This is a genomic window from Pedobacter gandavensis, assembly GCF_032677645.1.
Taxonomy (GTDB): domain Bacteria; phylum Bacteroidota; class Bacteroidia; order Sphingobacteriales; family Sphingobacteriaceae; genus Pedobacter; species Pedobacter gandavensis_A.
Genome location: NZ_JAVTSB010000015.1, coordinates 113,309 through 126,763, shown reverse-complemented (window position 1 = coordinate 126,763; position 13,455 = coordinate 113,309). Strand labels below are relative to the sequence as shown.

Sequence of the window (13,455 nt, the reverse complement as noted above, 5' to 3'; positions counted from 1 at the left end):
GAAAAGCCACAACCTGAGCTTATTTTAACCTGAGCTTTTAAACTGTATGAACTAATGAAAAAGATTCTCCTGGTTTTATGGGTATGTGCAAGTCTGCCGGTCGCCCTTACCGCACAAATAAAAAATGCGAAGGCTGTGATCAGCATTCAGAATACTTCAAAATTGAAAAGAACTGCTGTGGTAACTTCCATACCATGGCAAAATGTGCTGGCTAAATATCCGGCAATAGATACTGCAAACTTTAAGGTCTTGAATGGAGCACAAAAAGAAGTGCCTTTTCAACTGGAATATAAAGGCCTAACCAGTCCTCAAAACTTGTTGGTGCAGGTAGATGTGCCAGCCAACGGTACCATTAAACTAAGTATCGTTCCGGGAAAGGCACTAAAACCAGTTCAAAAGACTTTCGGTAGATACATTCCTGAGCGTAAAGATGATTTCGCCTGGGAAAATGATAAGGTGGCTTTCCGTATGTACGGAAAAGCACTGGAAAATACACCTAAAGAAAATGCTTATGGCATTGATGTCTGGGGAAAAAGAGTGAGCAGAATGGTGTTAAATGAAAGGTATAAGAGAGGTAAATACCATGAAGATTTGGGCGATGGGAATGATTATTACCATGTAGGCCTCACATTAGGTGGCGGTGATATTGCTCCGATTGCTGGTGATAAGATCTATTACCCTTTAAACTACAGAACCTGGAAGATTCTTGATCAGGGGGCCTTGCGCTTTACTTTTCAATTGACTTATGAAAACTGGGATGTAGCTGGAAAATTAGTGAAAGTAGCGAAAACGATTTCACTGGATGCAGGTTCTCATTTGAATAAAGTAGAAGCAAACTATGAATATCCGGGTGCCGGCGATTTGCCAGTGGTAGTCGGTATTATCAAAAGAGCTGAACCAGGAACGTTATTGCTGAATGAGCAACAAGGTGTAATGGGTTATTGGGAGCCTCAACATGGTGCTGATGGCACGATGGGGATTGGGGTGATCTTATCAGATCCTAAACTTCAGATGAAGGTAACGAAAGAGCAGTTACTGGCTGAAACGAAAGCACAAAGTGGCGTACCTGTTGTGTATTATAATGGCGCTGCATGGGATAAAGCAGGCGAAATTACAACCGCTGAAGCCTGGTTTAGCTACCTGAACAATTTTAAACAAACATTAGAACAGCCTTTAAAGGTGAGCGTTCAATAAGTCTTATTTTATAAAAACATCATCAAATGTCGGTACTGAATTTATTTAATTTAAAAGGTAAAACTGCCCTGGTTACAGGTTGTAAACGTGGGATTGGAAAAGCAATGGCTGAAGCATTAGCAGAAGCCGGAGCTGATATTATTGGCGTTTCCGCCAGTCTGGAAATTGAAAACTCTGCGGTAGAACAATCTGTGAAAGCTTTAGGGCGTAATTTCTCTGCTTACCAATGTGATTTTAATGACCGTGCTTCTTTAAAAGCATTTATTGAGAAGGTGAAAGCCGATCATCCGGTAATTGATATTCTGGTAAACAATGCAGGTACGATTCTGAGAAAACCAATCGCTGAACATCCGGATGAATATTGGGATGAAGTGATTGCGGTGAACCAAACTGCGCCATTTATCCTGACTCGTGAAATCGGAAAAGAGATGATATTGAGAGGATCTGGAAAAGTGATCTTTACCGCTTCTCTTTTGACTTTCCAGGGCGGAATTACTGTTCCGGGTTATGCGGCAAGTAAAGGCGCTGTTGGACAATTGACGAAAGCTTTTGCCAACGAATGGGCTAGTAAAGGGGTCAATGTGAATGCCATTGCACCTGGTTATATTTCTACAGATAATACCACTGCTTTAAGAGCAGATGAAAATAGAAGTCGCTCGATCATGGAACGTATTCCTGCGGGAAGATGGGGTGAAGCAGCAGATTTTAAAGGTCCGACGGTATTTTTAGCTTCCGAAGCCTCAAACTATATGCATGGTACAGTCATGACTGTTGACGGTGGATGGATGGGGAGGTAGGATGAGAAAGACAAGCCTATCCTTGCTGTTTTTATTGGGCATCTCGTTGAATACGGATGCCCAACAAAAGAAAAATGAACGTCCAAATGTGATCATCATCAATATGGACGATATGGGTTATGGAGATACGGAACCTTATGGGATGACCGGTATACCAGCCCCAAATTTTAACAGGGCGGCAACCGAAGGGATGCGCCTCACACATTTCAATACGGCACAAGCCGTATGTAGCCCTTCCCGGGCAGCACTCCTCACCGGATGTTACCCAAACAGGCTCAGCCTGGCTCATGCTTTAAATCCGGAAGCAAAAACAGCCTTAAGTAATTCTGAAGAAACCATTGCTTCTTTGTTGAAAAAAGAAGGATACAAAACTGCAATGCTTGGAAAATGGCATTTGGGCTCTAAAGCGCCATTCCTGCCCACTTATTTCGGCTTTGATAGTTTTTATGGCATCCCTTATTCCCATGATATGTGGCCGGTTGGTTACGATGGGAAACCCCTGGATTCTTCCACTTACAGAGGTAAATATCCGAGATTGCCCATCATAAGTGGGGAAAAAGTGGTCGCCTATAATGATAACCTGGAAGATCAGGGGAAACTGACCGGCACCTTCACTAAGAAAGCAGTCGAATTTATTACGGATCATCAAAAGGAACCCTTCTTTTTGTACCTGGCACACCCGATGCCACATGTGCCTTTAGCAGCTTCAAAAGCTTTCAAAGGAAAGAGTGAACTGGGGGTGTTTGGCGATGTAATCATGGAACTGGACTGGTCGGTAGGAGAGATTATGAAAACTTTGGATCGATATAAACTGTCGGAAAACACGATTCTGATCATTACCAGCGACAATGGCCCATGGCTGAATTTTGGTGACCATGCAGGTTCTACCGGAGGTTTTCGCGAAGGAAAAGGAACGGCCTGGGATGGCGGAACGCGTGTTCCCTGCCTGATCAGGTGGCCTGGTAAAATTGCTGCCGGGAGTGTAAACTCTCAATTGATGGTAAATACAGATCTTTTACCCACGATTGCGGCATTCACCAAAGCCAAGCTACCGGTTCATAAAATCGATGGAATGGATTTCTCCGCTTTATTAACCGGAAAAACGGCTAAAGGCCCAAGAGAAGTTCTACTATTATTATGATGTGAATAACCTGAAAGCGGTACGTTATAAAAACTGGAAACTGGTGTTTCCACATAGTTCCAGAGCTTATTCTGGTAGTTTACCAGGTAAAGCTGGCTATCCAGGACCTGCGCCAGACGTAAAGGTGAAAAAGGCTTTGTATAATCTTTCCCATGATCCTGGAGAGCAATACGATGTTCAGGAAAACTATCCTGAAATTGTTAAGCAAATAGAAGGATTTGCGGAAGAAGCAAGAGTGGATCTTGGCGATGACCTGACGAACCGAAAAGGGGCGAACAGGAGGCCAGCTGGAAAAGTTAATTAACCGCTGGGGTTAAGTGTTTTTTACATGTGGAGGAGGAATTTTTTTGCTTGTGGAGAAGAAGGAGAAGGACCAGGTAACATAAACATTCAAATGATATTTAAATGAGAAGACGAAATTTTTTTAAGATTGCCCCATTAGCAGGGTTATTTGGTTTAATCAGTCCGGGAAAGGCTATTGCGGCTATTCCGGAGGCTTTTTCGGATGCTGGAATAGGCGGTACTACTGATACTGCTTCGTCGGATCGGGAATACTGGCTGGCTTTAATGATTAAGATTGCGGAACCGGTATTGAGAAACGCGTCTAAAGGGGAGTTGAAGAAAAACATGCCTTTGGAAACGCCAAAAGGATATGCGAAAAAAGTGGCAGAAGTAACCTATCTGGAAGCCCTGGGCAGAACACTTGCTGGTGTATCCGGCTGGCTTTCTTTACCTGCTGATCAATCAAAAGAAGGATTGAAAAGAGCGGAGTTTGCAGATCTTGCCCGGAAAAGTATCCTGAATATTGTAGATCCGGCAAGTCCGGATTATACTGATTTTGTGAAAAAAGGAGAATCTCAGTTGTTGGTAGATGCTGCCTTTTTAGCACATGCTTTTTTGCGCGCACCTTTGCAACTCTGGGAACCATTACCGGCCGCAGGAAAACAACAGGTGATTACCGCTTTTCGTAATTTACGCTGGATTAAACCCGGACAAAATAACTGGTTGTTGTTTGCCGCAATGGTAGAGGTTTTCTTCTTGAAAATCGGAGAAGAATGGCAACAGGAAAAAGTAACTTATGCCATTGATAAGCACAAAGAATGGTATAAAGGAGACGGCTGGTACGGGGATGGGGAGAAGTTCCATTTTGATTATTACAATGGATTTGTGATTCATCCGATGTTGGTCGATATCGTAAAAGTATTGCTCGAAAAAGGGTTGTACAGCGAAAAGGACTATAATTTGATCCTGCGGAGAATGCAGCGTTACGGCGCGAGTCAGGAGCGTTTGATTTCTCCGGAAGGGGCTTATCCTGCTATCGGAAGGTCAGTAGTGTATCGTGTTGGCGCATTTCAGCCCCTGGGACAGCTGGCTTTAAATCACGAGTTACCGGCGATGATTAGTCCGGCACAAGTCCGTTCGGCTTTAACCGCAGTCATGAAAAGACAATTCGGAATGAAAGGGACCTTCAGTCCTTCGGGATGGTTACAATTAGGCTTTTGCGGGCATCAGCCCGAAGCTGCGGAGACTTACATCAGCACCGGAAGTTTATACCTGTGTAGTGTTGGTTTTCTGCCTTTAGGATTGCCGGCAAATGATGTGTTTTGGACCAGCCCGCCAGCAGACTGGACCGGTAAAAAAGCCTGGTCCGGACAGTTATATCCGGAAGATCATTCGGTTAGTTTTTAACCAAACACATCTAAGGAAAATATACTTAAAGAAAAACGCCGCTGCACCAGAATTTCTGATGTAGCGGCGTTTAATATTTCAGCGGGATTATTTACATGTTGCTTTCAATCGCAGTTACTCTTTCCCGGTGTAACTCTACAGGGCCATCCAGCAATACGGCAATTACGGTTAAGCTTTTATCTAAGCGATCTTGAGGAACAGGAATATAGACAATTCCCGGAACTGCACTCCAGTACAATTTATTATAAATCTCTGGTTCTATCATGGTTCCTTCGCCTACAATACGGATTCTGCTGATCTTGTTTTTAATTCCTTTTAAGGCAATAGGGCCTGTTGGCTTACCTTCTACGAATAGGAATAAAGTTTGTTTATCGGCAGATAATGCACTTTTTCCCTGGTAATGACCTTCGGGAAGTCCTTTAGTTGTTTTGTATAAACTTTCTGAATTCTTAGTGACCCAGTTGTAAATTTCAGGAGATAAGGTTTTCTTTTCTGCTTCCAGACCCAATCCATCTACCGTAAGTTTTGTATTCCCGAATGGGTTGTTTCCGTCATGGATAGCAGCGGTATATTGTGCAATCTGTTGTTTGTCGCTAAGCTCTTTTTTAGGCCTTAGTGATACGGTTGATGTGTTTTTTTCTGCTAAACGAATTGGCTCATTGAATTCAAGCGCCATCACTGTGACATCTTGATCTGCTGCGTTTTCCGGGATGCGCAAGCTTAGGTTGTTTCCGTCTTTTTTTGTACTTAGCAATTGACTGCTACCTACAATTCTCGCAGATTTAACCTCAGAAAGCAGGCCATTCAGGTTAAATACGCCTCCGTAAGGTGCCCAATCTGCATATAAATACAGTGTTTTCTTGTCTTTTGAAAGACTGGTTTTTCCATTGAAATGATTAGTAGGAATACCTGCGCGCGTTCCATAAATGGCTTCACCATGTTTGCTGGTCCAGCGGGCAAGACCTTTTAATACGGCAATTTGTTGCTCAGGAATGGTTCCATCGGCTTTAGGGCCAATATCTAACAACAGATTTCCACCCATACTGATACAATCTACCAAAGTTCTGATGATCATATTTGGAGATTTATACTTGTTGTCGTAAGGCTGATAGCCCCAGGAATCATTAATGGTATAACACAATTCCCAGTAATCTCCTGGCGGTTGCACGACAGGAATTCCCTGTTCCGGAGTTTCATAATCCCCATGGTTATTCAGGCGGGAATTGATGATGATGTCTGAGTTGTAACTACGCAGGTTTCTAAGCACCTTTTGCGCTTGCCATTCCTGGCTATTATGCTCCCAATCTCCATCAAACCAAATTAAATCGGGTTTAAAGTTCGCTGAAAGTTCATTAAGCTGTTGCTGATAATAGCCAAGGAAAGTATTCCATCTTTTAGGTTCAGTTTCCAATTGATACCTTTTATGTTCTCTTGTGAAACCATCATAATCGCCATAACTCCAGTCTGGTAAAGAAAAATATAGTCCGGTTTTTAGTCCCGATGCTTTTAATGCTTTTACAAAAGGAGCAATCAGGTCTTTTTTAGCCGCACTATGTTTAAGGGTAGTCGTGGCATTGGGTGCTTTAGTGTCCCATAAAGAAACGCCGTCATGGTGTTTCGTGGTAATCACCGAATATTTGGCGCCACTTTCTTTGATCAGCTTAACCCATTCTTCCGGTTTATATTTGGAGGCATTAAAGCCATCCAATTGTTTCATATAGTTATCATGACTGATGTAGTTATTGAAAAATGCCCAGGATTCTGAGATACCTTTTACGGAATATACACCCCAATGGATAAATATCCCCAGTTTGGCATCTTTAAACCACTCCATTTTTTTTGCTGTGGCAGTGGCATTGGTCTTTTCTTTTGAGCTGTTTTCCTGGGCTTTGCTGGCTGTCATGGACAGGCAAAGAAACAAGGCTGACAGTAAGGTCTTTTTGTTCATAGAATTGGTTGATTTCTTAGTTTTGTGTGTTGTTTTATTGCTTAATGGTTTTAGTGCTTTACGTGTTGATGTATTGCAGGGTTAGATCGTGCCGCTGTTTATTTTTGCAGATAAGATTTCTGGTAGTTTAAAGGGCTTTTTCCGGTGATGATTTTAAAGTGTTTGTGAAAGCTGGCAAAATTGTGAAAGCCACTTTCATAACAGATCTGCTTGACATTCATGCTGTCCTCAATCAGCAATTTGCAAGCATGGCCCACTCTGATTTCAGAGATAAACTGGGTGTACGTTTTTCTTGTTCTCGATTTAAAATACCGGCAAAATGAATTTGGACTGATATTGGCCACTGCAGCCATTTCTTCCATCTGGATTTTTCTTTTGAAATTAGCCAGGGAGTAATTATAAATCGCATTGATACGGTCATTTTCAAGCTCTTCAAAATCATGACGGAAGCCGATTGAAGAAAGCAATTCATGCTCCGTACAGTTCTCTACAGCTAGCAATGCTTCCATCAAAAGAATAATTCTTTTCGATCCTTCAGATAGTAAAATAGATTCTATGATTTCTCCGATAACCTGATTTGCTTTGTCTGAGATTTGAATTCCTCTTTGTGCTTTCTCCAGAATCAGTTTTAGTGCTTTGTTTTCCGGCAGGTTCAGGAAATGATTTCCCCAGAAGTTTTCGCAGAAATGAACCACCACTACATCAGCGTTTTCCTGTTCATCTTCCGTGAAATAACTGTCGTCGAATCTCCAGTAATGGGGGAGGTGTGCACCTATAAGTACAACGTCTCCGGATCTGAAACGCTTGATGTTATCGCCAATAAACTGGGTGCCATTTCCTTTTTTAAAATAGATTAATTCCACTTCCGCATGGTAATGCCAGCGGTTGTTGATGTAAGGAACTTTGTCTCTCCTTGCACTAAATGAATTCACAAGGTTGTTTGAAACTTTGAGTAGTTGTGGCTTCATAAAATTTGGTTAGGTCTGGCTAAATTTATAAAAATCTTTTCTAAATACCCTGTAATTTCATTAATACACAATTAACAGCCAATATTGCTGAATGGTAAGGCTCATAAAATCAGTCTCGCTTAACCAATTCAGGATTATCAGCTTAGGATAAAGGGTATTTCATAAAAACTGATAACTTTGGTTCCAACACATACACGCAACCTTAACCAACATGATGAAAAGAACCTGGAGAACCACCCTGATGGTCTTTATGCTTCCTATTGCAGCTATTCCAATGAGCCTGAATGCTCAACAAAATCAAAAACATCAAAAGAAACAAAGACCGGCAATTTCTAAAAAAGCGGATGCGCCAAACATTATTTTCATCTTAACAGATGATTTAGGTTATGGAGATCTTGGTGTTTTCTTTCAGAACCAAAGAAAACAAAAAGGAGCTTTACCGTATCAAATGACACCTTATCTGGATCAGATGGCGGCCTCCGGTGCAAAATTCACGAACCAATATAGCAATGCCCCCGTTTGTGCACCTTCCAGAGCATCTTTTATGACGGGTATGAACCAGGGAAATGCCAGTGTCAGGGATAACCAGTTCGACAAGCAGATTGAAGACAACCATACCATCGCCAATATGCTGAAAACCGCAGGTTATGCCACTGCGGCCATTGGTAAATGGGGCTTACAGGGCGAAACTAAAGACGAACCCAACTGGCCTGCGCATCCATCAAAGCGCGGGTTCGACCAGTTTTATGGTTACATGAGACATGCTGACGGACATGAGCATTATCCTTTCGAAGGCCTTTACAGAGGTAAAAAAGAAGTGTATGATAACTATACGAATGTAGCTGCGGGATTAAGTAAAAGTTATACCACCGATTTATGGACTGCTTATGCGAAGAAATGGATTGTTGATCAGAAACAGGGAAAACAAGCAAAACAGCCATTTTTTATGTTCCTTGCTTATGATGCTCCACATGCGGTATTAGAATTGCCAACGCAGGCTTACCCGGCTGGCGGCGGTCTAAAAGGCGGTTTACAGTGGACCGGGAAAACCGGTGCTATGATCAATACCGCCTCAGGCCAAATCGACAGCTATGTGCATCCTGATTATGCGAATGCAACTTATGATGATGATCACAATGTGAACACTCCTGAAAAGCCATGGCCGGATACTTATAAAAGATATGCAACGGCTAACCGAAGGATTGATGATGCCATAGGCGATATCATGCAGCTTTTAAAAGACATGAATCTTGCAGAAAACACACTGGTGGTTTTTACTTCAGATAATGGCCCTTCAATAGAATCTTACCTGCCGAAAGGTTATGTAGCCAACAGTCCGGAATTTTTTGGAAGCTACGGTCCTTTTGATGGGATCAAAAGAGATGTTTGGGAAGGTGGATTGAGAATGCCGACACTGGTTTCCTGGCCTTCAAAAATCAAAGCGGGAAAAACGATCGCCTTACCCGGTATGCTGTCCGACTGGATGGCTACTTTTGCCGCTGCGGCAAATATCCCTGCACCGGCACGTTTAGACGGTGTTTCCTTGTTGCCGGCTTTAACCGGAAAAGGAAAACAGGAGCAAGGTCAGGTTTATGTAGAATATACAGAAGGAGGGAATACGCCCGATTTCAAAGAATTTGAAGCCAGTAGAAGAGGTAGAAAACGCAACCAGATGCAAATGATCCGGATCGGCGATCTGGTAGGTGTACGTTATGGGATCAAATCCGCAACCGATGATTTTGAAATCTATAATGTGGTCAAAGATCCTAAAGAGACGACCAATCTGGGCAGCGATCCTGCTTATCAAAATTTGCAGGAAAAGATGAAAGCCAAAGTATTACAAGGAAGAAAAGTAGATGCGGAAGCACCTCGTCCTTATGATGCAGCGCTGATTCCTTCAGTAAATCCCCTTGGAAAACTCAGCCGTGGCATCAGCTGGAAATTCTTTAACGGGGATTTCCCATGGGTGGTTACTGAGAAAGGAAGAACCGCAACACAAAAAGGTAAAGCATCTGAATTGAACTCCAAAGAAATCCCTGAAAGTTCAGGTATGGTATTGTATGAAGCCTGGTTTAAAGCACCGGAAGACGGGGAATACAGTTTTTCAATTGAAACTAATGGAAAAGCCTATATGCGTTTACATGAAGCGGAATTACTGGACGCAGATTTTGGATATTCATCGGATAAGGAGATAACGACTACCGTAAAACTTAAAGCAGGGTACCATCCAGTCAAAATTTATGTAGCACAATATAAAGGAAAGGCAATATCGTTGCGCTTAAAGCAAAAGAAAGTCGGAGCTAATTGGCAGATACTGAGCGATAAAAATCTTTATACTGTAAAATAACTAGGTTTAATCCGTCCTAAACAAGATTTTACTGTAAAAAAGTGCGTTTAAACTTTCATTTAATCAAAAAGTTAATTACATTTGAGCTTACCCTTTCGAGGGTATGTTTTTCATAGGTAGATGTAGGGTCGGAAATTTATTTCCGATCCTTTTTTTTTACAGCTTTTTTTTAGCCTGGAGACTCTAAACACATTCCATACATCGTATTCGTTTTAACTTTATCTTTGCCGCTGCTATGGATAAGAAGAAAATCATTGTCGCCATTACCGGAGCCAGCGGCTCTATTTATGCTAAACTACTGTTGGATAACTTAATGACACTCGCTGATCAGATTGAGACTGTAGCAGTAGTGATGTCTGATAATGCGAAGGAAGTCTGGCGCTTTGAACTAGGTAATGAAGACTATGATCGCTACCCTTACAAGTTCTACCCAAAAATGGACTTCAATGCCCCCTTTGCTTCCGGTTCTGCAAAATTTGACACTATGATTATCATTCCATGTTCTATGGGAACCCTTGGCAGAATCGCCCATGGCATTTCCAACGACCTCATCAGCCGTGCTGCCGATGTGATCTTAAAAGAACGCCGAAAATTGATTGCTGTAGTGCGTGATACCCCTTTCAGCCTCATTCACATCAATAATCTGAAGATCGTAACCGAAGCTGGTGGCATCATTTGTCCGGCAAGTCCCTCGTTTTACAGTCTGCCAAAAACCATCGAAGATGTGGCACAAACCGTGGTTAGCCGTGTCATCGACCTTGCCGGTCTCCGTCAGGATAGTTACCGCTGGAATGAGCAATAATCTCGGTTAAAACCTTATCTTTGCGCATTATCTAAGAAATTTTATTAGGGCTAAATGAAGAAGGTTGCATTTTATACACTGGGTTGTAAGTTAAATTTTTCAGAAACTTCAACCATAGGGAGGTTATTTACCGATGCCGGATACGCGGTGGTGGACTTTACAGCCGGGGCGGATGTATATGTGATCAATACCTGTTCTGTAACGGAGCATGCGGACAAGAAATGCCGTAAGGTGGTTAAAGAAGCGTTGAAGTATTCTCCGAATGCTTATGTGACCATTGTGGGTTGTTATGCACAGCTGAAACCTGTAGAGATTGCTGAAATTGAAGGCGTTGATATGGTATTAGGTGCTGCAGAAAAATTCCGTATTGTAGAATTTATCTCTGATTTAACGAAGCTTCCAAAAGCCGTTATTCATCAGCAAAACATAGAAAAAGTAAACCATAACTTTATTGCAGCCTATTCTATAGGTGACAGAACCCGTACTTTCCTTAAAGTTCAGGATGGTTGTGATTATCCTTGTACCTATTGTACAATTCCTTTGGCTCGTGGTGGCAGTCGTAGTGATACCATCGAAAATGTAGTCAACAGAGCAACGCAGATCGCTGAAAGCGGTGTGAAAGAAATCGTGCTTACGGGTGTAAACCTGGGCGATTTCGGGATCAGAGATGGCAACAGAGAAGATAAATTCTTCGACCTGGTTAAAGCTTTAGACGAAGTAGCAGGAATCGAAAGAATCCGTATCTCTTCTATCGAGCCAAATCTACTGAGCAATGAGATCATTGAGTTCGTTGCGACTTCAAAAAGATTCGTTCCACATTTCCATATTCCATTACAATCAGGCTCTAATAAAATCCTGGGGCTAATGAAAAGACGTTACCAGAGAGAACTATACACTGAACGTGTGGCCACTATTAAAGCATTAATTCCAAATTGCTGTATCGGTGTAGACGTGATTGTTGGTTTCCCTGGAGAAACACATGAAGATTTTCTGGATACTTACCAGTTCCTGAATGAACTGGATATTTCTTACTTACACGTATTTACTTATTCTGAACGCGAGCAAACCGCTGCGGCAGAAATGACAGGTCGTGTTGCAGGAAGCACCAGAGCAGATCGTAGCAAAATGCTTCACATCTTATCAGACAAAAAACGCAGAGCTTTTTACCAGTCGCAGATTGGGACCGTAGGTGAAGTGCTTTTTGAAGATGATCAAAAAGATGGTTTCATGCATGGTTTCACTAAAAACTACGTGAAAGTAAAGGCAAAATATGATCCTGTTATGGTGAATGAAATTAAAAGGGTGAAATTACTTGAACTTACCGCTGATGGTGAGGTTGAAGTTGCAGAAACCGAAGAAGTTTTAGCTCATTAATCTTATATTCGCATAAAAACCTATCCATTCCTATGTTTCCAACCGTATCTCATTTTTTAGAATATCTTTTTGGTGTCCAGATACCACTTCCGTTTAATACATTCGGTGTTTTTGTAGCGCTTGCTTTCATTGCAGGTTACTGGGCATTTACAGAAGAATTTAAACGTAAAGAGGCTTTAGGAGTGATCCACCCAATCAAGAAATACATTACGATTGGAAAACCGGCAACCACGATTGAGCTGTTCTATAACGGTATTTTTGGCTTCCTGATTGGTTATAAACTGGTTTATGCGTTATTAAATTATAAATTATTTGTGAGTGATGCCCAAACGGTATTACTTTCTACAAAAGGCAGCATTTTGGGCGGCCTGTTCTTTGCAGGTTTGTTTGCCTACTGGGATCATAAAGAAAAAAACAGGGTTAAATTACCAGCACCAAAAACGGTGGAAGTGATTCAACATCCTTATGAACTGATGGGCAATATGATTGTCTGGGCAGCAGTATGGGGATTCCTTGGCGCTAAAATATTTGACAACCTGGAGCATTGGGACACGTTTGTTCAGGATCCGATAGGTGGTTTACTGTCTTTCAGCGGACTAACTTTCTACGGTGGACTGATCTGCGGTGGTGCTGCGGTATTATACATTGCGAAAAAGAACGGTATCAAAATCCTGCACATGCTGGATATTGGCGGCCCGGGGATGATGTTAGCTTATGCGGTAGGTCGTATCGGATGCCAGATGTCCGGAGACGGCGACTGGGGTATTGACAACCTGAATCCTAAGCCGGTAAGCTGGTTACCAGACTGGTTATGGGCTTATACTTACCCGAATAACGTAGCCAATGAAGGGATTCCTATTCCGGGTTGCGTAGGTAGATTCTGCCATGAACTGGCGAATCCGGTATATCCAACACCAATTTATGAGGTAATTGTTTGCTTTATCCTGTTCTTAATCCTTTGGCGCATCCGTACGAAGATTAAACTTCCGGGTATGATGTTCGGAATTTACCTGATGATGAATGGTATGGAGAGATTCTTTATAGAATTGATCAGAGTAAATACCAAATATGATGTTGCCGGGATTCGTTTTACCCAGGCGGAGTTGATCTCCAGTATATTATTTCTATCCGGTTTATTGCTGATCATCTATTCTGTGAAGAATAAAGAAAAGCATGCAAACTATTAAAATCTAAG

At 42.1% G+C, this 13,455-nt stretch carries 11 protein-coding genes; 9 read left to right on the top strand and 2 right to left on the bottom strand.

The window, feature by feature from the left end; all coding sequences use genetic code 11:
• Positions 1-54 precede the first annotated feature (54 nt).
• From R2Q66_RS22450 to R2Q66_RS22430, 5 genes are all read left to right on the top strand, one after another.
• Complete coding sequence (locus R2Q66_RS22450; RefSeq protein WP_316753427.1) at positions 55-1,194, top strand: DUF4861 family protein; 1,140 nt, start codon at positions 55-57, stop codon at positions 1,192-1,194.
• A gap of 26 nt (positions 1,195-1,220) precedes the next feature.
• Entirely contained in the window at positions 1,221-1,991 is a 771-nt protein-coding gene (locus R2Q66_RS22445; RefSeq protein ID WP_316753426.1) for an SDR family NAD(P)-dependent oxidoreductase, read from the top strand.
• A 1-nt stretch (position 1,992) separates the two neighbouring features.
• Entirely contained in the window at positions 1,993-3,132 is a 1,140-nt protein-coding gene (locus R2Q66_RS22440; protein ID WP_316753425.1) for a sulfatase, read from the top strand.
• A 1-nt stretch (position 3,133) separates the two neighbouring features.
• Positions 3,134-3,436, top strand: coding sequence for a hypothetical protein (locus R2Q66_RS22435; RefSeq protein ID WP_316753424.1), 303 nt, complete (start codon positions 3,134-3,136; stop codon positions 3,434-3,436).
• 101 nt (positions 3,437-3,537) lie between these two features.
• Entirely contained in the window at positions 3,538-4,821 is a 1,284-nt protein-coding gene (locus tag R2Q66_RS22430) for a DUF2264 domain-containing protein (RefSeq protein WP_316753423.1), read from the top strand.
• Positions 4,822-4,912: 91 nt separating this feature from the next.
• Here the strand turns inward: R2Q66_RS22430 and R2Q66_RS22425 are convergent, their stop codons facing one another.
• Both R2Q66_RS22425 and R2Q66_RS22420 read right to left on the bottom strand, forming a co-directional pair.
• Entirely contained in the window at positions 4,913-6,769 is a 1,857-nt protein-coding gene (locus tag R2Q66_RS22425; protein WP_316753422.1) for an alpha-L-fucosidase, read from the bottom strand.
• A gap of 98 nt (positions 6,770-6,867) precedes the next feature.
• Positions 6,868-7,737 carry an AraC family transcriptional regulator gene (locus R2Q66_RS22420; RefSeq protein WP_316753421.1) on the bottom strand — a complete coding sequence of 290 codons (870 nt, stop codon included), beginning with the start codon at positions 7,735-7,737 and terminating at the stop codon, positions 6,868-6,870.
• Positions 7,738-7,948: 211 nt separating this feature from the next.
• On the opposite strand from R2Q66_RS22420, the gene R2Q66_RS22415 reads away from it, so the two are divergent.
• From R2Q66_RS22415 to R2Q66_RS22400, 4 genes are all read left to right on the top strand, one after another.
• Complete coding sequence (locus R2Q66_RS22415) at positions 7,949-10,084, top strand: sulfatase-like hydrolase/transferase (RefSeq protein WP_316753420.1); 2,136 nt, start codon at positions 7,949-7,951, stop codon at positions 10,082-10,084.
• 235 nt (positions 10,085-10,319) lie between these two features.
• The gene (locus R2Q66_RS22410) at positions 10,320-10,886 is read left to right on the top strand and encodes a UbiX family flavin prenyltransferase (RefSeq protein WP_316753419.1); all 567 of its coding nucleotides are present in this window, start codon (positions 10,320-10,322) and stop codon (positions 10,884-10,886) included.
• 54 nt (positions 10,887-10,940) lie between these two features.
• Positions 10,941-12,260 (top strand): tRNA (N(6)-L-threonylcarbamoyladenosine(37)-C(2))-methylthiotransferase MtaB, encoded by a 1,320-nt coding sequence (mtaB, locus tag R2Q66_RS22405; RefSeq protein WP_316753418.1) that lies wholly within the window; start codon positions 10,941-10,943, stop codon positions 12,258-12,260.
• Positions 12,261-12,292: 32 nt separating this feature from the next.
• Positions 12,293-13,447, top strand: a complete 1,155-nt coding sequence (locus tag R2Q66_RS22400; protein ID WP_316753417.1) for a prolipoprotein diacylglyceryl transferase — start codon at positions 12,293-12,295, stop codon at positions 13,445-13,447.
• The last annotated feature ends 8 nt before the right edge of the window (positions 13,448-13,455 follow it).

Coding starts and splice junctions, on each gene's coding strand:
- R2Q66_RS22450 (WP_316753427.1), top strand. CDS start 55: ATGAAAAAGATTCTCCTGGTTTTATGGGTATGTGCAAGTCTGCCGGTC.
- R2Q66_RS22445 (WP_316753426.1), top strand. CDS start 1,221: ATGTCGGTACTGAATTTATTTAATTTAAAAGGTAAAACTGCCCTGGTT.
- R2Q66_RS22440 (WP_316753425.1), top strand. CDS start 1,993: ATGAGAAAGACAAGCCTATCCTTGCTGTTTTTATTGGGCATCTCGTTG.
- R2Q66_RS22430 (WP_316753423.1), top strand. CDS start 3,538: ATGAGAAGACGAAATTTTTTTAAGATTGCCCCATTAGCAGGGTTATTT.
- R2Q66_RS22425 (WP_316753422.1), bottom strand. CDS start 6,769: ATGAACAAAAAGACCTTACTGTCAGCCTTGTTTCTTTGCCTGTCCATG.
- R2Q66_RS22420 (WP_316753421.1), bottom strand. CDS start 7,737: ATGAAGCCACAACTACTCAAAGTTTCAAACAACCTTGTGAATTCATTT.
- R2Q66_RS22415 (WP_316753420.1), top strand. CDS start 7,949: ATGATGAAAAGAACCTGGAGAACCACCCTGATGGTCTTTATGCTTCCT.
- R2Q66_RS22410 (WP_316753419.1), top strand. CDS start 10,320: ATGGATAAGAAGAAAATCATTGTCGCCATTACCGGAGCCAGCGGCTCT.
- mtaB (WP_316753418.1), top strand. CDS start 10,941: ATGAAGAAGGTTGCATTTTATACACTGGGTTGTAAGTTAAATTTTTCA.
- R2Q66_RS22400 (WP_316753417.1), top strand. CDS start 12,293: ATGTTTCCAACCGTATCTCATTTTTTAGAATATCTTTTTGGTGTCCAG.